A 25,625-nucleotide genomic window follows, 5' to 3' on the forward strand; every position below is an offset into this window, starting at 1 on the left:
AGCGACCCCTGAATCATCCCTGAGACCGGCGAATTCGGCCCTCCCGGTGGCTAGCGTTGTACTTACAGTCACCACATAGCTGCAGCAAGCGGAGGGAACGCTTCCATGATTGAGGCAACAGGCTTGAGGAAGGTCTACGGCGCAAAGACAGCCGTGGACGGAATCAGCTTCACCGTACAGCCCGGGAAAGTTACGGGCTTCCTTGGCCCGAACGGCGCCGGCAAATCCACCACCATGCGCATGATCATGGGCCTGGACCGCCCGACGTCGGGCGATGTCACCGTCAACGGCCGGCACTACTCCCAGCACAAAGCCCCGCTCCACCAAGTGGGAGCCCTGCTCGATGCCAAGGCGGTGCACACCAGCCGCAGCGCGTACAACCACCTGCGTGCCATGGCCGCAACCCACGGGATTCCGAACTCCCGCGTGGAGGAAGTCATCGAGATGACCGGCCTCACCGCGGTTGCCAAGAAGAAGGCCGGAGGATTCTCCCTCGGAATGGGCCAGCGGCTTGGCATCGCCAACGCACTCCTTGGTGATCCCCAGACGCTCATCCTCGACGAACCGGTCAACGGACTCGACCCCGAGGGCGTCCAGTGGGTCAGGAACCTTGCACGCTACCTGGCAAGCCAGGGCAAGACCATCTTCATCTCCAGCCACCTCATGTCCGAGATGGCCCAGACCGCGGACCACCTCATTGTGATCGGTCGCGGCAAGATCATCGCCGACACCACGGTGGATGCGCTGATCGAGAGCCAGTCCCGCAAGCGCACTCTGGTCCGCACCTCGGAGACGACGCGCTTGTCCGAATTGCTGGCCCGCGACGGTGTCCGCGTGGAACAGAACGAACGGGAAACCCTTGAGGTGTACGGGGTGGAGCCGCTCCGCATCGCCGAACTCGCCCTCGACAACCGGGTGCTGGTTTACGAACTCACGCCGCTCACGTCGTCGCTGGAAGAGGCCTATTTCCAGCTGACCAAGGACGAGGTGGAGTACCACTCGCACATCACCGGTGGACCGACGGCACCAGGCGGCCCGCTGGACGCAAACCCCGCCGGGGTCGGCGCCACCCCCGCTGCCACCATGGAAGGGATCCAGTCATGAGCACCACCACTGTCAGCAAGAAACATGCGGCCCCGTCAGCCGGGACCGGTGGCGTCAATTTCCTCCGGGTGCTGAACTCCGAAGCCATCAAGTTCCGGACCCTCATGAGCACGAAACTCCTGCTGGTCCTGACCTTCGTGGCCATTGTCGGCATCGGCCTGCTGTCCGCCTTGGTCCGCTGGAACTTCATCAACCAGATGGTCGAAGTCGGCCGGCAGGGTCACAAGGAAACGGTGCAGCAGGCTGTTGACTCCTTCCCTCCGGGATCGGGGTTCAACCTCTACAACCTGCCGAACGCCGGACTCAACATCGGCATCCTGGTCATGGGATCGCTGGCCGTACTCTTCATCGCCTCTGAGTACGCCACCGGCATGATCCGGTCGACCATGAACGCTGCTCCGGGCAGGCTCTCCACGTTCGGTGCCAAGGCCGTGGTGCTGGTTGTGGTTTCCTACGTCCTTTCGGTCGTGGCCGGCGTGGTGACCTTCCTGTTGGCTTCACCCATGTTCGCCAACTTCGCCCTTGACCTCGGTTGGAGCACGGACGGCGTCCTCTACAGCGTCTTCACCGGCGGCCTGTACGTCTCCGGTGTTGCGCTGATCGGCCTCTCACTCGGAACACTGCTGAAGAACCCGGCTGGCGGCATCACCGTCCTGGTGGGCATCATGTTCGTCCTCCCGTTCGCCGGTCAGTTCCTTAGCCTCGCGCCCGGTGACTTTTGGAAGTACGTCCCGCAGTACCTGCCCAGTGAGGCCGGTGGCCGCTTCCTGTCGATCGGGCACGTAGACGGCACCCTGGATCCGTGGGCGGGCGGCCTGGTGTTCCTCGGCTACGTCATCCTGTTCATGGTTCCTGCCCTCATCGCCCTCAAGAAGCGCGACGTCTGATTCGCACTCCAGGCACACTTGCTCTAAGCAAGGCCGCTAGGCTCAAGCCATGAGTGAAGAGTTGCCAGCACAGGACGCGTCGGCCCACGTGGCCGACGCGTCCTTTGCTGAAATCACGCTGCGCCGCCGCGGCAGGATCCGCCGCTATCTCTTCGAGCACCCGCGGGTCATGGACGCGGTGGTGGTGCTTTGCTATTCGTTGCTGGCACTGGCCACGTTCATCAGCTCCATCGTGGACGGAAAGTGGTTCGCCGCCCTGCTCCTCGTTGCCATCGCTGCCATCCTGTTCCTTCGGCGCCGCAATCCGCTCAGTGTCACAGCGGCCGTTGCGGTCCTCGAAGTGGCTGTGACGCTGCTGAATCCCTGGGGTTCGAACGTCTCGGCGGGACTATGGTTTGCGCTGTACGCCGTGGCCGTGGGGAGGGCGCGGACCTTTGCGTTGATAGTGTTTGGCGCCGCAAGCCTGCCGCTGACCCTCGTGTATCTCTTCATGTGGACCAGTCCGGTTACCCCGTCCAACGGAGAGGCGATTCCGGAGAACTTCCACCTCATCAGCAACATCGCGGCCGCGGTCAGCATTTTGTTGTCCAACCTGATCGCCACCGGCATCGGCATTTCGGTGCGGCAGCGGCGTGAGCATGAGAGCGAAATCAGGGCGTGGGCAGCCCGCACGGCCCGCTTGGGGTCGGTCACCGAACGGAACCGGATCGCCCGGGAGATGCACGACGTCGTGGCCCACTCGCTGACGGTCATGATCAGCCTCTCGGACGGCGCCGCCGTCGTGGTCAAGAAGGATCCTGAGCGCGCCGGCGAGGTGCTCGGCGAACTCTCCCGCACCGGCAGGACTGCGCTGGCCGATATGCGCCGCGTCCTCGGGGTACTGCGGGACGACACTGCCAAGTCGGCCCCGCTGGAGCCCTTGGTTTCCGGGCACGACCTGAGCAAGCTGCTGGATGGATTCCGGACAGCGGGGCTGCCGTTGCACTATTCGCACACGGGACCGGCCCTTCCTGAAAACCCGGCGTTCCAGCTCACCGTCTACAGGATCGTGCAGGAATCCCTGACCAACGTGCTCAGGTACGGGCGCTCCCTCAGCCAAGTGGACGTGCGGATCGTGCGGGACGGCGACTCGGTCACCATCGACGTGCTCGACGACGGCCGGGGCTCCCGGGATCCGGGAACCGAAGAGGCGGCACTGGGAACGGGCCAGGGCATCGCGGGGATGCGTGAACGTGCGGGAATTTATGCTGGATCCGTGGATGCCGGTCCCGGCATTCCCGGCGGGTGGCGTGTCCATGCGGAACTGAAGTGGAATGGCGACAAGGGGAAATCATGAGTGACAACGCTCCCACCAGGGTTCTGCTGGTGGACGACCAGCCCCTGCTGCGCATGGGATTTCGGCTCATCCTGGAAGGCGAAGGCGACCTCGAGGTGGTGGGCGAAGCGTCGGACGGCGCCGAGGCTGTGCGGAAGGTGGCGGAACTGGAACCGGACGTGGTGCTCATGGACGTCCGGATGCCTGCCATGGATGGAATCGAAGCCACGAGGCGGATCACGGCCTCGGCTTCCAATGCCCGGATCATCATCCTGACCACTTTCGACCTCGATGAATATGCGTTCTCCGGCCTGCAGGCAGGCGCCTCCGCCTTCCTTCTCAAGGATGTTGCCCCTGCCGAGTTGGTCCAGGGCGTCCGACTCGTGGCAAGCGGTGATGCCGTGGTGGCTCCGAGGGTCACCCAGCGGCTCCTGGAGACCTACGTTCGCGGAGGCCGTGTGCCCGGACAGTCCACGGCCCAGCCCCGCGATCCGTTGCTCGAAGAATTGACGCCCCGCGAAACCGAGATGCTCGAGGCTATCGCCGGGGGGCTGTCCAACGCGGAAATCGCGCACAAGTTCTTCCTGTCCGAGGCCACGGTCAAGACCCACGTCCGGCGGATCCTCACCAAGCTGCACTTGCGGGACCGGGTCCAGGTGGTGGTCTACGCGTACGAAACAGGGCTCGTGATCCCGAGCAATCCGGATTACTAGGACGCGGATACTGCCTGGCCGGCGACCTCCGCGGCCGCGGCTAGACTCGGAGCCATGCCTTCGAACTCCGCTGCAGAACACATCCAGGACCTTGGCGCGTATGTGAGCGCATCGCCGTCGAGCTTCCACGCCGTCCACGAGGCCGCGCGCCGGCTCGATGCAGCCGGTTTCACGGCCCTTGATGAACTTCAGCCATGGGAAGGCGGCGCGGGCAGCTTCTACGTGATCCGGGACGGCGCCCTCATCGCTTGGGTGACACCGGAAGGCGCTACCGCCACCACTGCATTCAACATCCTTGGCGCCCACACGGATTCTCCGTCCTTCAAGCTCAAGCCCAAGCCGACGACGGGCAAATTCGGCTGGCTCCAGGCTGGCGTGGAGGTCTACGGCGGTCCCTTGTTGAACTCCTGGCTGGACCGCGAGCTTCGGCTCGCCGGACGGCTCGTGATGCTGGACGGCACCCAGCACCTTACGGCCACCGGGCCGCTCCTGCGCTTTCCGCAGTTGGCCATCCACCTGGACCGGGCCGTCAATGATGGCCTCACGCTGGACAAGCAACAACACATGAACCCGGTGTTCGGCCTCGGCGATCCCGATGCCGCGGACGTCCTGGCAATCCTGGCGGACTCCGTGGCCGGGGTTTCGGTGGATCCGGCGCAGATCGGTGGCTACGACATCGTCGTCGCGGACACCCAGGCGCCTGAGCAGTTCGGTGCCAAAGGCGAGCTCTTCGCTTCGGGACGGCTCGACAACCTCTCTTCGACCCACGCCGGGCTCGCGGCCCTTATTGCGCACTCCGACTCGGGAGCACCGGCCGACGGCCCTATCGCCGTCCTGGCTGCCTTCGACCACGAAGAAATCGGCTCCGCCTCGCGTTCCGGCGCCTGCGGACCCATCCTCGAAGACATCCTCACCCGGATCTCCGACGGATTGGGCGCCACGGTGAGTGAACGGCGCCAGGCGTTGTCGGCGTCGTTCTGTGTTTCCGCGGATGCCGGCCATGCCGTCCACCCCAACTACTCCGAGCGGCACGATCCCGCCAACCGTCCCATCCTCAACGGCGGACCGCTCCTCAAGATCAACGCCAACCAGCGCTACGCGACGGACGCCACCGGTGCCGCGTTCTGGGCGCGGCTGTGCGGCGAGGCGGGCGTGCCCTACCAGGAGTTCGTCTCCAACAACGACGTCCCATGCGGCTCCACCATCGGTCCCCTGACGGCAACCCGCCTGGGAATCCGGACGGTCGACGTCGGAGTGCCTCTTCTGTCGATGCACTCGGCACGTGAGCTGTGCGGCGTTGAGGACCCGCGCCACCTGGCCACGGTGGCGGAGTTGTTTTTCCGGACGGCGATCTAGCTCAGGATGCGAGGCTCACCACGAGGTTGATGGTGGTGGCGAGGATCCCGACGCCGAAAACGTAGGCGAGCAGGCTGTGCCGCAAGGCTGCAGACCGCATTGCCCTGGTGGTGATCGACGTGTCCGAGACTTGGTAGGTCATCCCGAGGCTGAACGCCATGTAGGCGAAATCCGTGTATTGCGGCGGTTCTTTTTGGTTGAATTCGATGCCCTGCGGCGGATCTGACGTGTAGTACACCTCGGCATAGCGCAGGGTGAAGAGGGTGTGCACCAGGAGCCACGACGCCACCGCGCCGCCGAGGGCCAGCAGGGCGAGCATGAATTTGTCGACGCCGTGCGCATCCTTCGCTCCGAACATCACCAGGACGAAGGCTGCGAGGGAGCCGACGGCGGCGCACAGGATCAGGAGGTCAGCGGTGGAGCGCCGCGGATCTTCTTCCGTGGCATGGGTTCTCGTCTGATCGGCCTTCATCGGGGTGATGACTGTCCACACGAAAATGTTGTAGACCGCCGCTGCCACTGCCCAACCGGCGGCCGGCGCGTAGATCCACTGACCCCATATCCCGGTCGCTACCGCTGCTGCGACGCCGGTGAGGATCATGAGCCCGAATCGCATTTGGGAACGTTTGGCACGGGCAGACTTCGGACGCTGGTTCTTTGCTGCGGCGTTCATAGTCCGATCATGGCACGCCCGGCTGCGGGCCCCGGCGTCACGCCACGCAGACTTTTGGCGTCCGGCGTGGAGCCGCGCCCCGGAAAACCGGGGGATCCCGACGTCGGACGGTCCAGAAAGTTGCGCTGCGTGACGGGTTAGTGCCTGCCCGGCTTAGTTGCCCGGCCTGGGCGCGAACATGATCACGGCGACGCCCAGGATGCAGATCATGGCCCCGATGATGTCCCAGCGGTCCGGTCGGAATCCATCAAGGAGCATTCCCCAAGCCAACGATCCGGCGATGAACACCCCGCCATAGGCCGCGAGGACACGGCCGAAGTGTGCGTCCGGCTGGAACGCCGCCACGAAGCCGTAGATGCCCAGCGCCACAATCCCAAGGCCTGCCCACCACCATGGTTTGGCCTCCCTGATCGATTGCCATACGAGCCAGGCTCCGCCGATCTCGGCGATGGCCGCGAGGACAAACAGCGCGACGGATTTGAGGACGGTCATGGGTTCAGTCTGCCTGAGGCTGGTGTCGCCGTTCCACGCGGGTTATCCCCATACCTGGGTTATCCACATAGGCGACGCGGCTCATTCCACCTTGTCGACACGCCGAATAGGCTTAGACACGGGAAATGGACTAAGATATTGAAGTCTGTGCTGCGCCCTGCTTCCGCTTCTGGAAGCGGTCACCAGCACTGTTCATCGCAAATGAACCTCCTGTTACGGAAATGCCGTAACCGCTTAGCCCAAAGGAGGTGGGTTCACATATGCGTCCTTACGAATTGATGGTAATCATCGACCCCGAGGTCGAAGAGCGTACGGTAGAGCCGACGCTTCAGAAGTTCCTCAGTGTCATCACCACCGATGGTGGAACCATCGAAAAGGTTGACATCTGGGGCCGCCGTCGCCTTGCTTACGACATCAAGAAGAAGTCCGAAGGTATCTACGCCGTGGTGAACTTCACCGCCAAGCCGGAAACCGCCAAGGAACTTGACCGCCAGCTGAGTCTCAACGAGACCATCATGCGCACCAAGATCACCCGCCCCGAAGAGCAGAAGGTCGTTGCTGAGTAATTTCAGCTCCCGGCTTTCATTCTTTACCCCGCAGGAACGAACAAGGAGGCAGTAGATGGCAGGCGAAACCACTATTACGGTCATCGGTAATCTCACCAATGACCCCGAACTGCGGTTCACACCGTCAGGCTCGGCGGTAGCGAACTTCACCATCGCTTCTACTCCCCGGACCTTCGACCGCCAGTCCAATGAGTGGAAGGACGGGGAAACCCTGTTCCTCCGCGCATCGGTATGGCGCGAAGCAGCCGAAAACGTCGCCGAATCCCTCACCAAGGGCATGCGCGTGATCGTTTCCGGCCGCCTGAAGAGCCGTTCCTACGAAACCAAGGAAGGCGAGAAGCGCACCGTTATCGAGCTCGAAGTCGATGAAATCGGCCCGAGCCTGCGTTACGCCAACGCCAAGGTCAACCGCACCCAGCGCTCCGGCGGTCAGGGTGGTCAGGGCGGCTTCGGCGGCGGCAACAACAGCGGCGGCTTCGGAGGTGGTGGCGCTGGTGCAAACCAGGGCGGCAACTCCGGCGGAACATGGGGCGGCGGCCAATCCGCACCGCAGGAAGACCCCTGGGCTACCCCGGGCGTCAGCAATGCGGGTGGATGGGGCAACGGCCCGGATTCCGAACCTCCCTTCTAAATACTCACAAGTTCGACGCCGGAACCCGCCGGAAGTGCCGCGAGGCACCCGGGTGGCAACCGCCGTCGAGCACCACCATCCCGTGGATCCATATCCACGGGCTCCATAGAAAAGGAGCTCCACGATGGCTAAGGCTGAACTCCGTAAGCCCAAACCAAAGTCCAACCCCTTGAAGGCCGCTGACATCACCGTCATCGACTACAAGGACGTAGCATTGCTGCGCAAGTTCATCTCCGACCGCGGAAAGATCCGCGCCCGTCGCGTCACTGGCGTCACGGTGCAGGAACAGCGCAAAATCGCCCAGGCAATCAAGAACGCCCGCGAAGTTGCTCTGCTGCCTTACTCCGGCGCTGGCCGCGGCTAAGGAAGGGATTAACTAACATGGCAAAGCTCATTCTGACCCACGAAGTAACCGGTCTCGGTGCTGCTGGCGATGTTGTCGAGGTCAAGGACGGTTACGCACGTAACTTCCTGCTGCCCCGCGGCTTCGCTCTGACCTGGACCAAGGGTGGCGAGAAGCAGGTTGAGTCCATCAAGGCTGCCCGCGCTGCTCGTGCCCACGCTTCGGTTGAAGCTGCACAGGCCCAGGCTTCTGCGCTTTCTTCCAAGAAGGTCAAGCTCGTAGTAAAGGCCGGCGAGTCCGGTCGTCTCTTCGGCACCGTCAAGCCGGCTGATGTCGCTGCTGCAGTTGAGGCCGCTGGCCTCGGCTCCATCGACAAGCGCAACGTTGAACTGCCGAACCACATCAAGTCCCTTGGTTCGTACCAGGCCAACGTCCGCCTGCACGAGGATGTTTCCGCTGTCATCGACCTCGAGGTCGTTGCAGGGAAATAGTCTCTGACGTAGCTCGAAGGACCCCCGTCCCCGGTTTCCGGAGACGGGGGTCCTTTGCTTTTCCGGGGAAGCCGCTCGCTAGGGAAGGCTGTGCAGTTCCGCCATGACGTGGCTGTAGCCCGTGCGCACCATCTCCGCGAGGACGGAAACGTCAACGTCGTCGAGTTTGTTCACGTAGAGGCAAGCGGCGCCCGTCTTGTGCTTGCCGAGCATCGGGAGCAGCCGCCCGGCGTCGGGCCCGTAGCTGAGCCCGTACAGCGCCAGGTTGGCTTTCCGCGGCGAGAAGCCCACGGCGGGGGAGTCGCCCTCGCGGCCACTCGCGTACTTGTAGTGGTAATTCCCAAAACCAACGATGCTCGGGCCCCACATGACAGGCTCCTGGCTGGTGATGCCGCGCATGAGGTCCAACAGGGCGAAACCGTCTGCGCGCCGCACCGGATGTTCCACGGCAGCGAGGAAGTCTTCAACGGGGCCGTTGCCCGGCATGGTCTTGTTCCCTGACATTCCCGTAGTCTCGCAGACCACGGTAGCCGTGTCAGCCCGGTGATAGCCTGCTGCCGTGAACCTTGAAACCATGCGCACCAGGCCCTTCTCGCAAGTGGATGTCTTCACCGACGTGCCGTACCTCGGCAATCCGCTCGCCGTCGTCGTCGATGCGGAGGGGCTCAGCGCCGAGCGGATGCAGCACTTTGCCAACTGGACCAATTTGTCCGAGACCACCTTCTTGCTGCCGCCGAGCGATCCCATGGCCGATTACCGCGTCCGGATCTTCACGGGCAGCGAGGAATTTCCTTTTGCGGGACATCCGACGCTCGGCTCGGCGCACGCGTGGCTCGCGGCCGGCGGAGTGCCGAAGCAGGACGGGATGCTCGTACAGGAATGCGGCGCAGGATTGGTCAAGGTAAAGCTCGACGGCGGCCGGCTCGCCTTCGCCGCCCCGCCGCTGACCCGCTCCGGGCCCATGGGCGAGGCAATCATGGAACAGTTGGCCGCCGGACTCCGCCTGCCCCAAACGGCGCTCTTGGATGCCTCGTGGCTGGTCAACGGCCCGCAATGGATCGGCGTACTGCTCGAATCGGCCGAGCAGGTCCTGGGCCTTGAGCCGGAACTCGCCGCGTTGGGGGACCTGAAGGTCGGCGTGATCGGTCCCCATGAACCGGGTGCCGGCGTCGATTTCGAAGTCCGGACGTTCATTCCCGGAGACGCCATGGTGGAGGACCCGGTCACGGGAAGCTTCAACGCGGGGGCTGCCCAGTGGCTGATCGGCAGCGGCCGGGCACCAGAGCAATACCTCGCCGCTCAGGGGACGGCGCTGGGCCGGGCGGGACGCATCCACGTCAAAGCGGAAGACGGCGACATCTGGGTGGGTGGAAGTTCGGTGATGTGCATCCAGGGGACAGTCCGGCTTTAGCCGGGGAATAAACGGAGCGGGGGCACAGTTTGGGAGTATAGATGCAAACGCATGTACTCTGGTTTGAAGCCATCGAACCGCCCAGCAACAGGAGATCGCCATGGAGACCCGCCGCATAACCGTCCTTTCCGCCGGACTTGGCGTACCATCGTCGAGCAGGCTTCTTGCAGACCAGCTCGCGTCGTCGGCCAAGCGCCAGCTGGGGGATGCCGGGTACGAGGTGCGAGTGGACGTCATCGAACTCCGGGACCTGGCGGTGGATATAGCCAACAACTTCGTCACCGGCTATGCCGCACCGCGCCTCGCGGAGGTGATCGCCGGCGTCGAGGATTCCGATGGCATCATCGCCGTCACGCCCGTCTTCAGCGCCTCATACAGCGGGCTGTTCAAGTCCTTCATCGACGTTCTGGACCCGAAGTCCCTCGACGGCAAAGCGGTCCTTCTCGGGGCCACGGGCGGCACCGATCGGCACCAGATGGTGCTCGACTACGCCATGCGGCCGCTCTTCACCTACCTCCGCACCCGGATCACCCAGACGTCGGTTTTCGCAGGACCCCAGGATTGGGGAAATGCCGACGACGGCGCGTCGCCGCTCTCGGTCCGCGTGGACCGGGCGGCTGGCGAGCTGGCCCGGCTCCTGAGCGGCGAGCAGCCGCACCGCAAGGCGGACGCGATGGAATCCCTGCCTTTTGAGCAGCTGCTCGCGGGGATCACTGCGGGACGCTAGCCGAGCCTGGCCTGCCCGCGCTCCTGGCGCTAGTCGTCCAGCAGCTCGATGAACTCCCGGGCCTGCTTCATGCTGATGTCGGAATGCTTGGTGAGGGCCAAGGCTGCCGCTTCGACGTCGCCGCTCTTGGCCAGGGTGCGGATCCGTCCGTAGATCTCGTCGTTGAGCATGTTGCTGCTCACTTCGCGTGTGACGTCGCCCTTGCTGACGATTGCGCGGTACCGGTACGGGAAGTGCTCCGGTTCGTCGTCGTCGGGCATGAGGTCCTGCGGGGCGGGCTCGGGCTTGCGGAAAGGCTGTGGGTGCGCCGCAAGGGCGCCGACGGCGTCCCGTGAGGCGCGCAGGCCTTCTCCGGTGGCGCTGAGGTACAGCTTGATGGCCGCCATGGCCTGACCTTGGGCGATCAAGGAGTACAGCTGCCGGTGTTGATCTTCCGTGAGCTTCGCAGCGGCCTCGCGGGCCAGTTCGACGGGGTCCACGGCTGCTTTGCCCGTGGCGGCAATGCCGCGGAGTTCCGCGGAGCGGCGGGAGACCACGCGGCTGATCAGGAGCACCCCGACGACGACGGCCGCCAGGATCAAGACCGGAACGAGTAGGGATGACATGCGTTAAAGCCGATCTATGTAGTTCTTGGCGGTCAACAAGTCCGAGTGGGTTTGCTGGCGCAGGAGCTTGATGGCCTGAATCTTCTGCCCGCTGCGGACCATGCCTTGCAATTGCAGGGCGAACTGTGGGTTCAACTGCCCGTTGGGCAGGATGGGGGTGTTGTAGCCTGCTTGGCCGACCCCCGGGCCGGCCCCGGCTTGCGCCCTCAGTGCCGCCCGCGACTGGCTGTCCTGCTGGGACTGTTGCTGCGCGTTCTGGCTCGGCCTGGTAGACGCATCGATGCGGGCACGTGCCGCCGTCGCCGCCTGGACTTGGGCGGCCTGGTGGGCTGCGGAGCGGGCAGCCAGCTCCCGTTGATAGCGCTCAGCGTCGGACAACCCGGAGTTACGTGGTTTGAATGCCGCCGTCAGGGCCCAAATCACAGCCACAAGGATGACAACAGGCGTTGCGACCAGCAGTACATCCCCCACAGTGAAACCCATACCTAGAGCTTATGTCAGAACGCAGTTATCCACAGCACATTCCTACTTTGGCATAGCTTCTGAGAGCCGTCTGTCAAATTCTGGAAGGCGTTGTGGGGAGTATCACATTTCTGGCATATTTATCGCCCTCCGGGCCGTTGGGCGCGGGGCTGGGTGTGGATTGCGCATATCGGCCTGTGGATGATCCGCTGAAGAAAATACTTTTGTTCCACATGGCACGAAGAACGTTTTCCCAGTTCAGAGGCTATTTGCAGCAAAAAGAATTTCTCTTTCCACAGGGTCATGCACAGACTGTGCACAAGTAGGGGTATGTATTCCACACTTTATCCACAGGCCCGGCTTGGTGCCCCGGAAAAGCAGGGCTAACGTGGCTGAGTACCTGCTTTAGGTACTTGGAAAACCCCTGTTTCTCATGGACGGCGCCTTGGTGCCGTCGGTAAGCAGCGCGCCCGCGGACCCGTCTGTGGATAAGCTGTGGAAATCTCGGGGAAACCAAAATTGTCGGTGCCTTGAGGGACAGTTTGGACCAGCCGGCATCAACGGCGCGGTCGGAGCAACCCACACCGGGGCATTGGCCTACCGCACCGCCGGAAACAGTTATCTGCCGCGGTACAAATGGAGGACGGCTTTGTCAGTTACGCACTTGGATTCGATCGAGGGCGGCCGGACATCGGACGCCAGCCGCAAACCTCCCCAGGACATTCCCGCTGAACAATCGGTTCTCGGCGGCATGATGCTGTCCAAGGACGCCATTGCCGACGTCGTGGAGATTGTCCGCGGCCATGACTTCTACCGTCCGGCCCACGAAACGATCTACGAGTCCATCATCGATCTCTACGGCCGTGGCGAACCTGCCGACGCCGTCACGGTGTCCGATGAGCTGACCAAACGCGGCGAGATCAACAGGATCGGCGGCCCCGCCTACCTGCACGAGCTCATCCAGACCGTGCCTACGGCGGCCAACGCCGGCTACTACGCTGAAATCGTGGCTGAGCGCGCTGTCCTGCGCAGGCTCGTCAACGCCGGCACCAAGATTGTCCAGATGGGCTACGGCCAGGACGGAGAGGTGGAAGACCTCGTCAACCAGGCCCAGGCCGAGATCTACGCCGTGGCTGAACGCCGCACTGCGGAAGACTACGTGGCGCTCAAGGACGTCATGGAATCCACCGTTGACGAGATCGAGGCATCCGGCCACCGCGGAGAGGGCATGACGGGGGTCCCCACCGGGTTCTACGAACTCGATGAGCTCACGCACGGTCTGCACCCGGGCCAGATGATTGTGATCGCCGCGCGCCCCGCCGTCGGTAAGTCCACGTTCGCACTTGACTTCGCCCGTTCCGCTGCGATCAAGAACAACCTTGCCACCGTGATGTTTTCCCTGGAAATGGGCCGCAACGAAATCGCGATGCGCCTGCTGTCCGCCGAAGCCACCATTGGCCTCCAGGACCTGCGCAAGGGCACCATCAAGGACGAACAGTGGTCCAAGATCGCCACCACCATGGGCCGCATGAACGACGCCCCGCTGTTCATCGATGACAGCCCCAATATGTCCCTCATGGAAATCAGGGCCAAATGCCGCCGCCTGAAGCAGCAGCACGACCTCAAACTGGTGATCCTCGACTACCTCCAGCTCATGAGTTCCGGCAAGAAAGTGGAATCCCGCCAGCAGGAAGTCTCCGAATTCTCGCGTGCCCTCAAGCTGTTGGCCAAGGAGCTCCAGGTTCCGGTCATCGCGCTCTCGCAGCTCAACCGTGGATCCGAACAGCGCCAGGACAAGCGGCCCATGGTCTCGGACCTGCGCGAATCGGGCTCCATCGAGCAGGACGCCGACATGGTCATCCTGCTTCACCGCGAAGACGTCTACGACAAAGAGTCTCCCCGCGCCGGCGAGGCCGACATCCTCATCGCCAAGCACCGTAACGGTCCCACCAAGGACATCGTGGTTGCGTTCCAAGGCCACTACTCCCGCTTCGCCAACATGGCGGGCGAGACTGGCGGCGGCGGATTCTAAAAGGGCGCCCGGCTCAACGACGAGGCCCGTTTCGTCCGGGCCGGAGATTACTGCGCATTGATCGTGATGCTCTTGTGGATCTCGGACCAGGTTGATTTGAGTGTGTCCAGGGTCGGGCAGATCGCTTCGACCTCGATGGTGACGGCCGGCTTGCTGAACGTCCGGATGGCCGTGAAATCGTAGGTGTTCCCTGACTGAAAACTGACAGACAGCATGGCCGCGTTGCGGTTGCCGGAAGCGCCGTAGCTGAGGGTGGTGTCCTTGGCGCTTGCGACGAGGTCCTTCTGGCCCGGGGCCAGGATGGAGAGAACCTTCAGGGTCGATGCCCTATCGTCCCCGGCGACCAGTTCGGACGGCTGATTGCGCAGCTGGGTCATCCTGACTTTGCATTGCGTTTTTTGCGAGGCGAATGTCGTCACCCCGTCTGTTGCAACACTGCTGTTGTCTGTCTGCCACCCGGACGTCGGATCACCGAGGGTGGTGCCGATGTCTGGAGTGTGTCCACCGTTTTCGTCCCCCAGGATCCTGTTTCCGTTGTCCCAGGAGAGATCCTCCGTGCTCGGGTCGAGCCGTGACGCGGCAGGTCCCGACGGGGACGCCGCCGCTCCGGACGGGGACGCGGCAGTTCCGGACGGGCCGGCTGGAGTCGCCGAGCCAGTGGCGCACCCGCCGAGCGCCACGGTCGCAATGACCACCGGCAACAGTGCTGCGAACGGCCTGCGGAATGGACTCGGCGTTTTCATCGGGATCCTTCGATATGGGTGGACGCCAATCCTCGCACTGCCTACCCGCCGTTAAGCAAATGATCGGGCATCCGGTTTCCGGGGGCCCGTCCCCGGATCTCCAGCAGTTCGCGGGCATGGGCGTGAAGGCGGCGATCCTCGTCGGTTTCCGGTTCCCACGGCGGGATCGGAACGGACGTGCCGGTCTCGTCCCGGGCCACCATGACCGTGAGGCAGTAGGTGGTCAGGTTCATCTCACGGCTCTTCGGGTTTCCGGAGCGCACGTGCACGGCAACGTGCATGCCCTTGTGGCCCGTGTAGACGAGCCTTGCTTCCACTTCCACCACGTCGCCGATCAACAGGGGGCGGTAGAAGCGCACGCCCCCGGAAAACACGGCCACCGTGTCCTTGCCGGAATAGCGGGAAGCGCAGACGTAGGCGGCCTCATCGATCCACTTCATGACGATGCCGCCGTGGACCTTCCCGCCCCAGTTCACGTCGGTGGGCGCTGCCATGAAGCGAAGAACTACGCGCTCGGCAGTGCCGGCGTCGGTATATTCCTGTGCGTTCATGGCTTCGACGATCTTTTCCCGCACGGCGATCCGTGCGAGGGCGTTATCGCGCTGCTCGATTTCCTCCGGCGTCGAAGGCTCGAACTGGGGGACCGGGACCGGACGGCCGTCCGGACCGACCGCAACGAAGATCACCAGGCACTGGCTGCGCATCGTGGCCGGGCCGCCCCTGGGGTCGCCGGAGGACACGATGGTCCGGATGTGCATGGACGAGCGGCCCGTGTAGACGATGGTCGCTTCCACCTCGACCATGTCTCCGCTGTTCACGGGATCGGCGAAATGGATGTTTCCCACATAGGCCGTGACGCAATAGGACTTCGCCCAGCCAACAGCTGCCGCGTACGCGGCCTTGTCCACCCACTCAAGGACCGTGCCGGCGTCGACGGACCCGCTGTGTCCGACGTCGGTGGGGGAGGCAAGGAACCGCAGCGTGACGGAGTGGGAGGGGAGCTCGCTCATGACGTGAGTGTATCGACGGCGTGGATGCCGGCGCGCACTGTGACGGGCCGGCGACGCCCAAACGGACCTGCGACGCGCAAGCCGATCGGTGTCACGCACACGGGCTGCCGACGCCCGGATTCGGGAGTCGCCAGCCCGTTTCGGCGTCGCCAGCGCGATGAGGGGCGGTGATGGGATGCTCGAGCGACACCTCATCAAGCTACATGCTGGCGTCCCGCTAGGCTGGGAAAGTGCCTCAAACAGTGACCCGTCCCACCCCGCCCTCCACGGCCCGCGAGATCCTGCGCCTGGCTGTCCCGGCCTTCGGGGCGCTCATTGCCGAACCCCTTTTCCTCTTGGCCGACTCCGCTATTGTGGGGCACCTCGGGGTCCCTCAGCTCGCCGGCGTCGGGCTCGCCTCCACCCTGCTGTACACGGCGGTCGGACTTATGGTCTTTCTGGCATATTCAACGACTCCCGCGGTGGCACGGGCCATCGGGGACGGAAAACTCGCCAAAGCGCTGGCCGCAGGGCGCGACGGCGCCTGGCTGGCCTTGCTGCTGGGTGCCGTCCTGGCGGTGGCGGGCTTCCTCGCGGCTGAGCCGCTGGTGGGGCTGCTTGGAGCCAGCGGCGAGGTGCGGACATATGCGGTGGACTATTTGCGCTGGTCCATGCCGGGACTCGTCGCCATGCTCCTGATCTTCGCCGGCACCGGCGTGCTCCGCGGACTGCAGGACACCCGTACCCCCTTGGTGGTCGCAACCGCGGGGTTCGCTGCGAACATTGGCCTGAACTGGATCCTCGTCTACGGGCTGCACTTGTCGGTGGCCGGTTCGGCCATCGGAACCAGCATCGCGCAATGGGCCATGGCTGCCGTCTATTTGGTGATGGTGGGACGGAATGCCCGGCGCCACGGTGTTTCGCTACGGCCCGATTGGCGCGGAATCCGCACGATGACCACCGTGGGTTCATGGCTCATGCTCCGCACCCTCAGCCTGCGCCTGGCCATCCTGGCCACGGTTCTGGTGGTCACGTCCCAAGGGTCCGTGAACCTTGCCGCCCACCAGCTCGCGATGACCATCTTCTCCTTCCTTGCCTTCGCTCTGGATGCCTTGGCTATTGCCGCGCAGGCCCTTATCGGCAAGGAACTCGGTGCCTCCCGCCCGGCCAGGGCGCGCGAACTCACCCGCACCATGATCCGCTGGGGTGTGGGCTTCGGCGTCGTGACCGGTGTGCTCCTCGCGGTGGCTGGGCCCTGGGCGGGCTTCCTCTTCACCTCCGACGCCGGGGTCCAGTCCGCGCTCACGGCGGCACTGTGGGTGCTCGCCGTCGGGCAGCCCCTCGCGGGTTACGTCTTCGTTCTGGACGGCGTCCTGATCGGCGCGGGCGATGCCCGCTACTTGGCGATTGCCGGCGTCGTGAACCTCGCGGTCTATCTGCCGCTTTTGGCGGCAGTCCACCTGACAAGGCCCGACGGCGCGGCGGGGCTCGTGTGGCTCTGGGTGGCCTTCGCGCTGGGCTACATGGCTGCGCGCGGGGTCACCTTGGGGCTGCGGTCCCGGTCTGACAAATGGATGGTCCTCGGTTCGCACTAAACTGGACAGGTGACTCTCCCCACCTCTTCAGCGACTTCATCCACGCCCATGGCAACCGGGCTCTGGAAGCCCGTACTTCTCCGCGCCGGTGTTGCGCTGGTGTTTGGAGCCGTGACTGTCTTCTGGGGCTCGCCGTCCGTTCACGTTCTGGCTTGGGCTACCGGGCTCTACCTGCTCGCAACCGGGGGTGCGGCATTCCTGGCCGCGAGCATTCCGGCGGCCGCGGCCGTCGTCGTTGGCCTGGCAGGGGTAGGCGCCTTGATAACGCAGTCCGACACGGGTGTTGGCGTTTCAGCGCTTGTAGGATTGCTGGTGCTCGGGGCGTTCGAACTGGTCAAGGGATTCCGCCAGCGCGGACGCCACGTGCTCGCCCGCGACTGGATCATTTCCGGCGTGGTGGGCATCGGCACCGCCGTGGCCTTGCCGTTCTTCATCAGCCTGGGAGCCCATGCGCTTCTCGGCGTTGCCGGTGGCGGCGCCATCATCTCGGGAGTCTTGTGGGTACTGTCCGGGCTGAGCCTGCGGCACGATGGGCAAACCCCCTCCGCCGAGGCCGTAAACTAGTAGTCGTACGTTCTACCCTGCGTAGAACTCTCAAGGCGCGGACGGCGCCAGCACCCACATTGGAGGAATGACCTTGGCTGACCAGAAACCAGGAGAGCCGCGCAAGATGCGGACCTCGGTTAAGGGACCGCTGATGTTCTCCGCGTTTTGGGGTGTCTTGGCCTTTTTCGCCGTGCTGATTTTCGCCTCCGGGGGCAGCGCCCGCACTCCGCGCTTCGACCTCGCCTTCACCGGTGCCGGCATCGCCTTCATTGTGAGCCTCGTCCTCGCTGCGATGCTTTCCATGAGCCACAAGGAAAACGCCGAGCACCTCGGCAAGGGCTCGGGAGTCAACCTAAGTTCCAGGAAGCCCGGCCAGGCATCCCCCCGCCCCAGCGGCGAGACGGAAACCCCCGACGCCAAGTAGGCCGTCTTACTCCCGCGATCCGTCACGCCACGCAAATTTTTGCCGGCCGGCCGAAGCGGGAACCCCGGAAACCCGCGGCAGGCCGCCGTCGTGCGCCCTGAAAAGTTGCACCGCGTGACGCCCGCGCCCCCTCACTCCGTCCCCGAGGCCTTCCGGGCCCGGTATGCGGCCACGTGCGTTCGGTTGGCGCAGTTGCCGGTATCGCAATAGAGCTTGGATCGGTTGCGGCTCAAGTCCAGCACGACGGCGTCGCAATCGTCTGCCGCGCATACCCGCAGGCGGTCCATTTCCTTGCTGCGGATGACGTCCACGAGCGCCATGGCGGCTTCGGTGCCCATGCGTTCCGCGAGGGGCGCCTGGGGGGTGGTGGCGTGCAAATGCCAATCCCAATGATCGTGCTTGACCAATTGGGGGAGTGCGCGCGCATCGGTGAGGAGCTGGTTGACGGTCTTCGCGGCCGCGTCCTCGTCGGCCGTCCACAAGGTGGTCAGCTGGCTGCGGAGTCGCTTCACGCTGGCCAATTCGGCCTCGTTCCCTTCCCTGGTCCCTGTGAATTCTTCCGCGTCGAGGAAGGCGTGGAGCTCGGCGGCACTCATGAGGGATTCGGCGCCGTTGGCGGCCGTATTGATCAAATTGACCACGCTTCGAAGCGCCACTTCAGTGTCAGGTGCAAAAAGCACTTTGACTCCTTACATCTCTCGGAGGTAGTGTCAGCAGCGTAACCCATTTTACTCCTGACAGGAGGCTGCTGTGTCAGCTGCAACAAACCGGGCTGGTGCTGCGGGCTTCATGGCGTCGGGCCTGGGGCTCGCGCTCTTTTCTTCAGCGGTCTTCGGCTTGTCCGGCTCGTTCGCCAAGTCCCTCCTGGAAACGGGGTGGACCCCCGGCGCGGCAGTTGCCATCCGATTGAGCGGCGCTTCACTCATCTTGGTGATCCCTGCCGTCATTGCCCTCCGGGGCCGTTGGCACCAACTCAAAGACAACTGGCTCACCATCCTGTTGTTCGGCGTCATCGGTGTTGCAGGGTGCCAGCTTTTCTACTTCAACGCGGTGTCCAGGCTGTCCGTGGGCGTCGCCCTCCTGCTCGAATACCTCGCGCCAACCATGATCGTCCTGTGGCTGTGGGCCGCTAGCCGACGCCGTCCCCGGGCCCTCACGGCCATTGGAACGCTGCTGTCCCTCGGCGGACTCGTCCTGGTGCTTGACCTGACCGGCGCCGTGAAGGTGGACTTCGTCGGCGTCCTGTGGGGCATGGCCGCGGCTGTCTGCCTGGTCATCTATTTCTTCATCACGGCCAAGCAGAACGACACGTTGCCACCCATCGTGCTGGCTTCGGGCGGTCTCATGGCAGGCTCAATCCTTATCTGGATTGCCGGCGGAACCGGTCTGGTATCCATGACTTTCGCTACCGCGGACACGCAACTCGGGCCGTGGACCACGCCGTGGTGGGTCTCGATCGCCGGCCTCGTCATCCTGTCCACCGTGCTGTCCTACGTCACGGGGATCATGGCAGCCCGGAGCCTCGGTTCCAAGGTTGCATCGTTCGTCTCGCTCACCGAAGTGCTGTTCGCCGTGGTGTGGGCTTGGCTCTTGCTGGCCGAATTGCCCGGAGCCATCCAGCTGGTGGGCGGGGCACTCATCGTGTGCGGAGTGGTGTTGGTGCGAATCGATGAGCTACGTGCGGACAAGCGTGATGCCGTGTTCGGCGAAGCGGCCCTGGAGCTTGACCACGCGAACGACGTCGAGCCGGTTCCTTCCGAGCGGGTCCCCTAAAACCGAGCCTTGAGGGAGGGCAGGGCCTAGCATGTTGATATGTGCCGGAATATCCACACCCTCCACAATTTCGAGCCACGAGCCACCTCAGCGGAGGTGGAAGCCGCAGCACTGCAATACGTGCGCAAGATCAGTGGCACCACCAAGCCGTCCAAGGCCAACGAGGAGGCCTTCGCCGAGGCCGTCCATGAGATCGCGCATATCACCCAGCACCTTCTCGATTCCCTCGTGACCCATGCACCGGCTCGCAACCGCGACGAGGAGGCAGCCAAAGCCAGGGCCCGCGCAGCCGTTCGCTTCGGAACGGCCTAGCTTCCCCCAACTGACTGGGCTTGCTTCCCCCAACTGACTGGCAGTTGTTGCCGTTATGCGGCGTCAAAACGACAACAACTGCGAGTTAGTTGGGTGGGTGGGCGCGGAGTTGGGTGGGCGCGGAGTTGGGTGGGCGCGGGCTACTTCGCGAACGACCGCAACCGTAACGAATTAGCGACCACCAGGACCGAGCTCGCAGCCATGGCGGCGCCGGCGATCATCGGGTTGAGCAAGCCAAGGGCAGCCACGGGGATGCCAATCGCGTTGTAGAAGAACGCCCAGAACAGGTTCGTCTTGATGGTGGTGAGCGTCTTCCGGGACAGCTCGATGGCTTGCACCAGCTGGCCGAGGTCGCTGCCCATCACGGTCAGATCCGAAGCCTCGATGGCGACGTCCGTGCCCGACCCCATCGCGATGCCCAGATCGGCCTGTGCCAGGGCTGCGGCGTCGTTGACCCCGTCCCCAGCCATGGCCACAGTGGACCCCTGGGACTGAAGCTTCCTTACGGCGTCCACTTTGCCCTCCGGCAGGACCCCCGCGAACACATCTTCCGGCGAGATCCCGACGGCGGTGGCCACTTGTGCGGCGACGGCGGCGTTGTCTCCGGTCAGTAGCAGAGGACGGATCCCCAGTTCCTTGAGCTTCGCGATTGCCGCACGCGAACCGGGCTTGACCGTGTCCCGGAGGGTCACGATTCCAGCAGGCTTCCCGTCCACAGCAACCCAGATGGCGGTAGCGCCACCGGCTTCCTCAGTTGCCAGTGCCTCGCGCTGTGCATCGTCAGGGAAGATTCCGTTGTCTTCAAGCCAGCCGGTCCTGCCGGCCACCACCGTTCGTTCGGCGCCGTTTCCGGCTCCGTTCAGCGCGACCATCCCCCGGACTCCGCCGCCCGGGGCGGAACTGAAGTCCTTCACGGCGGGGAGCGGACCGGCGTCGGGCATTGCGGACTTGGCGGCAGTGGCAATGGCGTGGGCGATGGGGTGCTCCGACGCTGCCTCGACCGCGCCGGCGAGAGACAGGACATCTGCGGGGGAGTGGCCGTTCAAGGCCAGGGTGTGTCCAACGGCCAGCTTGCCGCTCGTGACGGTACCGGTCTTGTCCAACAGGATCGCGTCCACCGTGCGCGTATCTTCAAGCACCTGAGGACCCTTGATGAGGATGCCGAGCTGCGCGCCGCGACCGGTCCCGGTCAGGAGACCGACGGGAGTCGCGAGCCCCAGCGCACACGGGCAGGCAATCACGAGCACCGCCACAGCGGCGGTGAACGAGGCATTGAGGTCCCCGCTCAGGGCGAGCCATACTGCGAAAGTAACCACGGCGATGACCAGTACGACCGGCACGAAGACGGCGCTGATGCGATCGGCGAGCCGTGCAATCGGGGCTTTGCCCGTCTGCGCCTGGCTGACCAACCGCCCCATCTGAGCGAGCGTCGTGTCCGAACCGACGCGGGTTGCCCGGACCAGCAGACGGCCCGAAGCATTGATGGTGGCGCCCGTGACCTGGCTCCCCGGTCCGACCTCCACGGGCACGGATTCACCCGTGACCAACGAGGCATCCACGGCAGACGAACCACTCGTCACCAAGCCGTCTGTAGCGATCTTCTCTCCCGGGCGGACCACGAAGATGTCCCCCGCTACGAGTTGCTCGGCCGGGATCTTGTGCTCGACGCCGTCGCGCAGCACCGTTGCGTCCTTGGCTCCGAGGTTCAGCAGCGCCTTGAGGGCATCGCCGGCCTTCGCTTTGGCATTGGCCTCAAGGAAGCGGCCCAGAAGCAGGAACGTGGTGACCACGGCCGCAACTTCGAAGTACAGGCCACCGCTCGTGCCTCCCATGGATTCCATGCCGGGGTGTTCAGTCATCGTGGGGTTCGCAAAGAGCTGCCACGCGGAATAGAGGTACGCGGCCAGGACGCCAATGGAGACAAGCGTGTCCATGGTCGAGGCGAAATGGCGTGCGTTGATGGCGGCGGCGCGGTGGAAGGGCCAGGCCGCCCACGTCACCACGGGAAGGGCCAGCAACGCGGCGACCCAACCCCATTGCGGGAACTGAAGGGCCGGAATCATCGAGATGGCGAAGACCGGGACCGTCAGAACCGCGGCGGCGATCAGCCGGGGACGCAATTTCGACGCTGCTGGTCCATGATGCATGTGGTCTTCGTGGGCGCCGTTGTCGCCTGCCGCAGCGCCACGGGCCACATGCTCTGCGTGCTCGGTCGTTCCTCCCTTAGACGCACGCTGCCGCATATCTCCCTGCGCGCGCTCGTGCGCCGGGTCACCGCCGCTGTGGTTATGTTCCATCGCGCCGTCGTCGCCGGTGCTGCTTTCGGTGCCGGACTCGATCGCGGGGCCGGTATGCGGCAGCGCGCGTCTAAGCGACGAAGGAGCGAGCGCGCCGAGCATATCGGTTTCGCGATCGGGGGACTGGGCGGGGGGCTGGGCGACGGAGTGGCTTGGGCGCGATTCGCGGATTCTGGCTTTGTAGCCCGTTGCGTTGACGGTGTCCACGATTTGTTGGTCCGTGACGTTGTCCGGGACTGTGACGTGGGCTGATTCGAGGGGGAGATTGACTGAAGCTTCCACGCCGTCGAGCTTGCCCAGTTTCCGCTCCACGCGGGCCACGCAGGATGCGCATGTCATCCCCTCGATGTCGAGCTCGATGATTCGCGTCCCCGTTTGGTGGAGGATGTCGTGATTGCTCACATTGGCCCCTAGGCCTCGTTGGCGACTACCAGGTAGCCGGCTTCGGCGACGGCTTCGCCGATTTCCGACGGCGATAGCTCCTGGGTGGAGGTGATGGTGACAGTGGAGATTCCGCCGGCATTCAGATCGATCTCGACATTCTCCACTCCCGCCAAGGACTCGATTTCCTCGCTGACGGCTGAAACGCAGTGCCCGCAGGTCATGCCGGAAACGCTGACGTTCGTCTGGATGGTGGCGGTGTGGCCCATGGAGTGCTCCTTGGTAGTGAGTTGAATGGTGAGGTGAGTGCTTGCGGGATTACCGCAGCAGGCGCCCGATGGCATCGGCTGCTTCCTTGACCTTGATGTCGATCTGCTCTGCCCGCACGACGGGATCCGACTCGGAGGCAGCTCCGACAACGCAATGCCCGATGTGTTCCTCCACGAGCCCAAGGCTCACGGCATGCAGTGCCTTGGTGACTGCAGAGACCTGCGTGAGGATGTCGATGCAGTATTTGTCCTCTTCAACCATGCGCGCAATGCCGCGTACCTGGCCCTCGATCCGCTTGAGGCGGCGCAAGTATGCGTCCTTGTTGGGAGAGTAGCCGTGCTGGCCATTGTTCAAGTCAGCCGGGTTGTTCAGGTCCACCGGATTCACATCGATCGTGCTCATGGTGCAAAGCTATACCCCCTAGGGGTATTAATCAAGTACCCCCGGGGGGTATGGGCGGGAACCGCCCACCCCTAGCCCCATCCCGCCCAGTCCTCCGGACTGAGCGAAGGGCGGCCCAGCAGATAGCCTTGGGCCGCGGTCATCCCCAGCTTTGTGACCGCAGCCAGCTCAGCCTCGGTCTCGATACCTTCGGCTACCAGGGCAGCCCCGATTTCGGAGGAAAACCCCACCATTGCCGCCCCCAGGGCCCGCTGCCCCGGATCCGTGTCGATGCCGGCGATGATCTCGCGATCGAGCTTGATGAGGTCCGGCTTGAGCTGCAGGATGTGGCGCATGGAAGCAAAGCCGGCGCCGGCGTCGTCGACCGCGATTCTCAGGCCCGCACGCCGCAAAGGTGCCAGCGCCTCCGCGAGCGGGCCGTAGTTGCCTACCTCGTGGCGTTCGGTGACCTCAAGCACGATGCGCCGCGGAGGGATGGCCGACTCCACAATCGCAGCCGCCAGGCGGGAGTCGAGGCATGCGCGGGGTGAGAGATTTGCCGCTACGTACAGCCCCGGCGGGAGCCCTGCGGCGGTGGTCAGCGCGGTCCGGAGCGCCAGGATTTCGAGCTCGATGTCCAGTCCGACCGAGGCGGCTTCCACGAAACGCACCTCCGGGGACAGCTCTTGGGATCCGCTGAACCGCGTCAAGGATTCGACTCCGATGACGCCGCCCGTTTCCAGGCACCGGATCGGCTGGAATGCTGTGATGAGTGAACCGTCAGTGAGCAATTCCTGGATGCGGGCGGTGACTTCTGCATGTGAACGTGCCGTCTCGGGATTCAAGACGCGGCAAGTGCCCTCGAAGCCGCAGTCGCGCCCGTCCCTGTCCCGCATCGGCCTTCCGGCAACGTCAATCACGACTCGGCTGCCGTCACGGTGGCGGCACACGGTGACCACCCGCGACCACGATGAGTCGCCGCTTTCCCTGGCTTTCCAGTCCAAGCGCGCGTCCGCCAGGTCTCCGGGGTCGATGATGCGGGTGATGTGCCTTCCCAGCAGCTCGGAAGGTTCGTACCCTGTGATGTCTTTGCAGGCCGGGCTGCAGAATGTAAACCGTCCATCCGGCCCGGTGGCCCATAACCAGTCCTGGCTCGTGTGCAGCACCGTGTCCATCAATCGCGATGTCCGGAACGCCTGGCTTCGCTCCCGCTGCTGCTGCCGCACGAGGCGCCACGCCGCCAACACCACCAGCGGCACAATCAGCAGCGCCAGAAGCGCGGGGAATCCGGTTGATCCGTCCAAGCCGACCCACGGCGGAAGCCCGAAAGCCAACGGCAGGCGGATGGACAAGGCGACCGCAGCCTCAATGAATACGACAACCAGCAGCCACCATCCGGTTGAGGCGGATGCCAGACGGGTTGTTTGGCGTTTCTTGCTGGAAGACGCCCTCTTGAGCCTAGGAACGCGCATGAAGGGCATCACCCAATAGTGCCACCATGCCGGGGAATTCGCCGTAACCGGCAGCGGGTCGATCCCGAGGCGCACGGCCCCCGAGGCGCACGGACCCCGACGGCGCGTGGCCACCACCCAGCGCGCCGCCCCGTAACCCGGGCTTAAACAAAGAGCTCCGGAGTGCGTTATTGGGGGATACGCACTCCGGAGCGGACTTTGGAGCAGGTTCTTGGGGTTCCTGCTGACAATTAGCTTACGTGCCCCGACAGCACTCCGCTACCAATCTGAATAACTACTTTCAGTTTACTTTTTCCAGCCCCGAATTCACGCCGAAGTCCGGTGTCTGATCAGCTCGGCGGCCCCTTGTAGAGCACCCGGCGCGGGCCTAGCGTTAACTTGCACAGGAAGGGGTGGTCCACGTGGAGATCTTCATGTGGTGGCTGGACATAGACCTCAAGAGCAAGGAATGGCTGCGAGAGAACCTGCGTGCCGCGGAGCTTCCGCTGGAAGTTCTGCAGCGCATTGCCGATGTCGGTGGCCCGCGCCTTGAGGAGTTGGCCGGCGGGCTGAGCGACGCCGACTGGGACTTCATCGAGACCCAGTCCGAGTTCGTGGACTGAGACGGATTCGTAGACCGGTTCATAAAACCGTT

At 64.2% G+C, this 25,625-nt stretch carries 30 protein-coding genes; 18 read left to right on the top strand and 12 right to left on the bottom strand.

Annotation, left to right across the window (positions count from 1 at the left end; genetic code table 11):
- Positions 1–105 precede the first annotated feature (105 nt).
- The 5 genes from ACSBOX_RS00220 to ACSBOX_RS00240 are packed head-to-tail and all read left to right on the top strand — an operon-like array spanning position 106 to position 5,375.
- Positions 106–1,104, top strand: coding sequence for an ABC transporter ATP-binding protein (locus ACSBOX_RS00220; RefSeq protein ID WP_442544263.1), 999 nt, complete (start codon positions 106–108; stop codon positions 1,102–1,104).
- Positions 1,101–1,991: an ABC transporter permease gene (locus tag ACSBOX_RS00225; protein ID WP_442544264.1), complete on the top strand. Its 891-nt coding sequence runs from the start codon at positions 1,101–1,103 to the stop codon at positions 1,989–1,991. The genes ACSBOX_RS00220 and ACSBOX_RS00225 overlap by 4 nt, the downstream gene beginning before the upstream one ends.
- A gap of 49 nt (positions 1,992–2,040) precedes the next feature.
- The gene (locus ACSBOX_RS00230; RefSeq protein WP_442544265.1) at positions 2,041–3,327 is read left to right on the top strand and encodes a sensor histidine kinase; all 1,287 of its coding nucleotides are present in this window, start codon (positions 2,041–2,043) and stop codon (positions 3,325–3,327) included.
- On the top strand, positions 3,324–4,019 hold the full coding sequence (locus ACSBOX_RS00235; RefSeq protein WP_442544266.1) for a response regulator: 696 nt from the start codon (positions 3,324–3,326) through the stop codon (positions 4,017–4,019). The genes ACSBOX_RS00230 and ACSBOX_RS00235 overlap by 4 nt, the downstream gene beginning before the upstream one ends.
- Positions 4,020–4,073: 54 nt before the next feature.
- Complete coding sequence (locus tag ACSBOX_RS00240; protein WP_442544267.1) at positions 4,074–5,375, top strand: M18 family aminopeptidase; 1,302 nt, start codon at positions 4,074–4,076, stop codon at positions 5,373–5,375.
- A gap of 1 nt (position 5,376) precedes the next feature.
- Here the strand turns inward: ACSBOX_RS00240 and ACSBOX_RS00245 are convergent, their stop codons facing one another.
- The gene (locus ACSBOX_RS00245) at positions 5,377–6,048 is read right to left on the bottom strand and encodes a DUF1345 domain-containing protein (protein ID WP_442544268.1); all 672 of its coding nucleotides are present in this window, start codon (positions 6,046–6,048) and stop codon (positions 5,377–5,379) included.
- Positions 6,049–6,201: 153 nt separating this feature from the next.
- Complete coding sequence (locus tag ACSBOX_RS00250; protein WP_442544269.1) at positions 6,202–6,540, bottom strand: YnfA family protein; 339 nt, start codon at positions 6,538–6,540, stop codon at positions 6,202–6,204.
- A gap of 260 nt (positions 6,541–6,800) precedes the next feature.
- Here ACSBOX_RS00250 and rpsF point away from each other — a divergent pair, with 260 nt between their 5' ends.
- The 4 genes from rpsF (at position 6,801) to rplI (ending at position 8,571) form a co-directional block, all read left to right on the top strand.
- Positions 6,801–7,106, top strand: a complete 306-nt coding sequence (gene rpsF, locus ACSBOX_RS00255) for a 30S ribosomal protein S6 (protein ID WP_265978101.1) — start codon at positions 6,801–6,803, stop codon at positions 7,104–7,106.
- Between the two features lie 55 nt (positions 7,107–7,161).
- On the top strand, positions 7,162–7,737 hold the full coding sequence (locus ACSBOX_RS00260) for a single-stranded DNA-binding protein (RefSeq protein ID WP_078107100.1): 576 nt from the start codon (positions 7,162–7,164) through the stop codon (positions 7,735–7,737).
- Positions 7,738–7,861: 124 nt separating this feature from the next.
- A complete protein-coding gene (rpsR, locus tag ACSBOX_RS00265; RefSeq protein WP_003800144.1) occupies positions 7,862–8,101 on the top strand; it encodes a 30S ribosomal protein S18 in 240 nt (79 codons plus the stop codon).
- A gap of 17 nt (positions 8,102–8,118) precedes the next feature.
- Complete coding sequence (gene rplI, locus ACSBOX_RS00270) at positions 8,119–8,571, top strand: 50S ribosomal protein L9 (protein WP_059388834.1); 453 nt, start codon at positions 8,119–8,121, stop codon at positions 8,569–8,571.
- A gap of 78 nt (positions 8,572–8,649) precedes the next feature.
- Here the strand turns inward: rplI and ACSBOX_RS00275 are convergent, their stop codons facing one another.
- Positions 8,650–9,075 (bottom strand): DUF1801 domain-containing protein, encoded by a 426-nt coding sequence (locus ACSBOX_RS00275; RefSeq protein ID WP_442544270.1) that lies wholly within the window; start codon positions 9,073–9,075, stop codon positions 8,650–8,652.
- Positions 9,076–9,145: 70 nt separating this feature from the next.
- On the opposite strand from ACSBOX_RS00275, the gene ACSBOX_RS00280 reads away from it, so the two are divergent.
- Together ACSBOX_RS00280 and ACSBOX_RS00285 are read left to right on the top strand one after the other, a co-directional pair.
- Positions 9,146–9,982: a PhzF family phenazine biosynthesis protein gene (locus tag ACSBOX_RS00280; RefSeq protein WP_442546089.1), complete on the top strand. Its 837-nt coding sequence runs from the start codon at positions 9,146–9,148 to the stop codon at positions 9,980–9,982.
- Positions 9,983–10,082: 100 nt separating this feature from the next.
- Positions 10,083–10,709, top strand: a complete 627-nt coding sequence (locus ACSBOX_RS00285) for an FMN reductase (RefSeq protein WP_442544271.1) — start codon at positions 10,083–10,085, stop codon at positions 10,707–10,709.
- A 29-nt stretch (positions 10,710–10,738) separates the two neighbouring features.
- On the opposite strand, the gene ACSBOX_RS00290 is transcribed toward ACSBOX_RS00285, so the two are convergent.
- Both ACSBOX_RS00290 and ACSBOX_RS00295 read right to left on the bottom strand, forming a co-directional pair.
- The gene (locus ACSBOX_RS00290) at positions 10,739–11,314 is read right to left on the bottom strand and encodes a hypothetical protein (protein WP_442544272.1); all 576 of its coding nucleotides are present in this window, start codon (positions 11,312–11,314) and stop codon (positions 10,739–10,741) included.
- Positions 11,315–11,317: 3 nt separating this feature from the next.
- A complete protein-coding gene (locus ACSBOX_RS00295; protein WP_442544273.1) occupies positions 11,318–11,797 on the bottom strand; it encodes a hypothetical protein in 480 nt (159 codons plus the stop codon).
- A 628-nt stretch (positions 11,798–12,425) separates the two neighbouring features.
- Here ACSBOX_RS00295 and dnaB point away from each other — a divergent pair.
- Positions 12,426–13,808 (top strand): replicative DNA helicase, encoded by a 1,383-nt coding sequence (dnaB, locus tag ACSBOX_RS00300; RefSeq protein WP_059388830.1) that lies wholly within the window; start codon positions 12,426–12,428, stop codon positions 13,806–13,808.
- Between the two features lie 47 nt (positions 13,809–13,855).
- On the opposite strand, the gene ACSBOX_RS00305 is transcribed toward dnaB, so the two are convergent.
- Positions 13,856–14,551, bottom strand: coding sequence for a hypothetical protein (locus ACSBOX_RS00305; protein WP_442544274.1), 696 nt, complete (start codon positions 14,549–14,551; stop codon positions 13,856–13,858).
- 41 nt (positions 14,552–14,592) lie between these two features.
- Positions 14,593–15,561 carry an acyl-CoA thioesterase gene (locus ACSBOX_RS00310; RefSeq protein WP_442544275.1) on the bottom strand — a complete coding sequence of 323 codons (969 nt, stop codon included), beginning with the start codon at positions 15,559–15,561 and terminating at the stop codon, positions 14,593–14,595.
- Between the two features lie 230 nt (positions 15,562–15,791).
- Between ACSBOX_RS00310 and ACSBOX_RS00315 the strand changes: the two genes are divergently transcribed.
- From ACSBOX_RS00315 to ACSBOX_RS00325, 3 genes are all read left to right on the top strand, one after another.
- Positions 15,792–17,135, top strand: coding sequence for an MATE family efflux transporter (locus ACSBOX_RS00315; protein WP_442544276.1), 1,344 nt, complete (start codon positions 15,792–15,794; stop codon positions 17,133–17,135).
- A 9-nt stretch (positions 17,136–17,144) separates the two neighbouring features.
- The gene (locus tag ACSBOX_RS00320) at positions 17,145–17,699 is read left to right on the top strand and encodes a hypothetical protein (RefSeq protein ID WP_442544277.1); all 555 of its coding nucleotides are present in this window, start codon (positions 17,145–17,147) and stop codon (positions 17,697–17,699) included.
- Positions 17,700–17,766: 67 nt separating this feature from the next.
- Entirely contained in the window at positions 17,767–18,105 is a 339-nt protein-coding gene (locus ACSBOX_RS00325; protein ID WP_442544278.1) for a hypothetical protein, read from the top strand.
- Positions 18,106–18,236: 131 nt separating this feature from the next.
- Here ACSBOX_RS00325 and ACSBOX_RS00330 read toward each other — a convergent pair whose 3' ends face one another.
- Entirely contained in the window at positions 18,237–18,785 is a 549-nt protein-coding gene (locus ACSBOX_RS00330) for a CGNR zinc finger domain-containing protein (protein ID WP_442544279.1), read from the bottom strand.
- A gap of 70 nt (positions 18,786–18,855) precedes the next feature.
- Here ACSBOX_RS00330 and ACSBOX_RS00335 point away from each other — a divergent pair, with 70 nt between their 5' ends.
- Together ACSBOX_RS00335 and ACSBOX_RS00340 are read left to right on the top strand one after the other, a co-directional pair.
- The gene (locus ACSBOX_RS00335; protein WP_442544280.1) at positions 18,856–19,878 is read left to right on the top strand and encodes an EamA family transporter; all 1,023 of its coding nucleotides are present in this window, start codon (positions 18,856–18,858) and stop codon (positions 19,876–19,878) included.
- A gap of 39 nt (positions 19,879–19,917) precedes the next feature.
- Complete coding sequence (locus ACSBOX_RS00340; RefSeq protein ID WP_059388822.1) at positions 19,918–20,190, top strand: DUF2277 domain-containing protein; 273 nt, start codon at positions 19,918–19,920, stop codon at positions 20,188–20,190.
- Between the two features lie 140 nt (positions 20,191–20,330).
- Here the strand turns inward: ACSBOX_RS00340 and ACSBOX_RS00345 are convergent, their stop codons facing one another.
- The 4 genes from ACSBOX_RS00345 to ACSBOX_RS00360 form a co-directional block, all read right to left on the bottom strand.
- Positions 20,331–22,826 carry a heavy metal translocating P-type ATPase gene (locus ACSBOX_RS00345; protein ID WP_442546090.1) on the bottom strand — a complete coding sequence of 832 codons (2,496 nt, stop codon included), beginning with the start codon at positions 22,824–22,826 and terminating at the stop codon, positions 20,331–20,333.
- A gap of 71 nt (positions 22,827–22,897) precedes the next feature.
- Positions 22,898–23,137 (bottom strand): heavy-metal-associated domain-containing protein, encoded by a 240-nt coding sequence (locus ACSBOX_RS00350; RefSeq protein WP_059388821.1) that lies wholly within the window; start codon positions 23,135–23,137, stop codon positions 22,898–22,900.
- Positions 23,138–23,186: 49 nt separating this feature from the next.
- On the bottom strand, positions 23,187–23,540 hold the full coding sequence (locus ACSBOX_RS00355; RefSeq protein WP_442544281.1) for a metal-sensitive transcriptional regulator: 354 nt from the start codon (positions 23,538–23,540) through the stop codon (positions 23,187–23,189).
- A 71-nt stretch (positions 23,541–23,611) separates the two neighbouring features.
- A complete protein-coding gene (locus ACSBOX_RS00360; protein WP_442544282.1) occupies positions 23,612–25,000 on the bottom strand; it encodes a sensor domain-containing phosphodiesterase in 1,389 nt (462 codons plus the stop codon).
- 392 nt (positions 25,001–25,392) lie between these two features.
- Here ACSBOX_RS00360 and ACSBOX_RS00365 point away from each other — a divergent pair, with 392 nt between their 5' ends.
- Entirely contained in the window at positions 25,393–25,593 is a 201-nt protein-coding gene (locus ACSBOX_RS00365; RefSeq protein ID WP_078107243.1) for a hypothetical protein, read from the top strand.
- Positions 25,594–25,625: the final 32 nt, after the last annotated feature.

The sequence above is a fragment of the Arthrobacter sp. KN11-1C genome (assembly GCF_052180225.1).
Taxonomy (GTDB): Bacteria; Actinomycetota; Actinomycetes; order Actinomycetales; family Micrococcaceae; genus Arthrobacter.

Excerpts from the sequence above, each read along its gene's own strand:
- ACSBOX_RS00245 (WP_442544268.1), bottom strand. The coding sequence starts at position 6,048 with ATGAACGCCGCAGCAAAGAACCAGCGTCCGAAGTCTGCCCGTGCCAAA.
- ACSBOX_RS00230 (WP_442544265.1), top strand. The coding sequence starts at position 2,041 with ATGAGTGAAGAGTTGCCAGCACAGGACGCGTCGGCCCACGTGGCCGAC.
- ACSBOX_RS00285 (WP_442544271.1), top strand. The coding sequence starts at position 10,083 with ATGGAGACCCGCCGCATAACCGTCCTTTCCGCCGGACTTGGCGTACCA.
- ACSBOX_RS00220 (WP_442544263.1), top strand. The coding sequence starts at position 106 with ATGATTGAGGCAACAGGCTTGAGGAAGGTCTACGGCGCAAAGACAGCC.
- ACSBOX_RS00260 (WP_078107100.1), top strand. The coding sequence starts at position 7,162 with ATGGCAGGCGAAACCACTATTACGGTCATCGGTAATCTCACCAATGAC.
- ACSBOX_RS00295 (WP_442544273.1), bottom strand. The coding sequence starts at position 11,797 with ATGGGTTTCACTGTGGGGGATGTACTGCTGGTCGCAACGCCTGTTGTC.
- ACSBOX_RS00240 (WP_442544267.1), top strand. The coding sequence starts at position 4,074 with ATGCCTTCGAACTCCGCTGCAGAACACATCCAGGACCTTGGCGCGTAT.
- ACSBOX_RS00350 (WP_059388821.1), bottom strand. The coding sequence starts at position 23,137 with ATGGGCCACACCGCCACCATCCAGACGAACGTCAGCGTTTCCGGCATG.
- ACSBOX_RS00225 (WP_442544264.1), top strand. The coding sequence starts at position 1,101 with ATGAGCACCACCACTGTCAGCAAGAAACATGCGGCCCCGTCAGCCGGG.
- rpsR (WP_003800144.1), top strand. The coding sequence starts at position 7,862 with ATGGCTAAGGCTGAACTCCGTAAGCCCAAACCAAAGTCCAACCCCTTG.
- ACSBOX_RS00250 (WP_442544269.1), bottom strand. The coding sequence starts at position 6,540 with ATGACCGTCCTCAAATCCGTCGCGCTGTTTGTCCTCGCGGCCATCGCC.
- ACSBOX_RS00305 (WP_442544274.1), bottom strand. The coding sequence starts at position 14,551 with ATGAAAACGCCGAGTCCATTCCGCAGGCCGTTCGCAGCACTGTTGCCG.
- ACSBOX_RS00345 (WP_442546090.1), bottom strand. The coding sequence starts at position 22,826 with ATGACATGCGCATCCTGCGTGGCCCGCGTGGAGCGGAAACTGGGCAAG.
- ACSBOX_RS00360 (WP_442544282.1), bottom strand. The coding sequence starts at position 25,000 with ATGCCCTTCATGCGCGTTCCTAGGCTCAAGAGGGCGTCTTCCAGCAAG.
- rpsF (WP_265978101.1), top strand. The coding sequence starts at position 6,801 with ATGCGTCCTTACGAATTGATGGTAATCATCGACCCCGAGGTCGAAGAG.
- ACSBOX_RS00340 (WP_059388822.1), top strand. The coding sequence starts at position 19,918 with ATGTGCCGGAATATCCACACCCTCCACAATTTCGAGCCACGAGCCACC.
- ACSBOX_RS00235 (WP_442544266.1), top strand. The coding sequence starts at position 3,324 with ATGAGTGACAACGCTCCCACCAGGGTTCTGCTGGTGGACGACCAGCCC.
- ACSBOX_RS00355 (WP_442544281.1), bottom strand. The coding sequence starts at position 23,540 with ATGAGCACGATCGATGTGAATCCGGTGGACCTGAACAACCCGGCTGAC.
- ACSBOX_RS00275 (WP_442544270.1), bottom strand. The coding sequence starts at position 9,075 with ATGTCAGGGAACAAGACCATGCCGGGCAACGGCCCCGTTGAAGACTTC.
- ACSBOX_RS00310 (WP_442544275.1), bottom strand. The coding sequence starts at position 15,561 with ATGAGCGAGCTCCCCTCCCACTCCGTCACGCTGCGGTTCCTTGCCTCC.
- ACSBOX_RS00280 (WP_442546089.1), top strand. The coding sequence starts at position 9,146 with ATGCGCACCAGGCCCTTCTCGCAAGTGGATGTCTTCACCGACGTGCCG.
- ACSBOX_RS00325 (WP_442544278.1), top strand. The coding sequence starts at position 17,767 with ATGACCTTGGCTGACCAGAAACCAGGAGAGCCGCGCAAGATGCGGACC.
- rplI (WP_059388834.1), top strand. The coding sequence starts at position 8,119 with ATGGCAAAGCTCATTCTGACCCACGAAGTAACCGGTCTCGGTGCTGCT.
- ACSBOX_RS00290 (WP_442544272.1), bottom strand. The coding sequence starts at position 11,314 with ATGTCATCCCTACTCGTTCCGGTCTTGATCCTGGCGGCCGTCGTCGTC.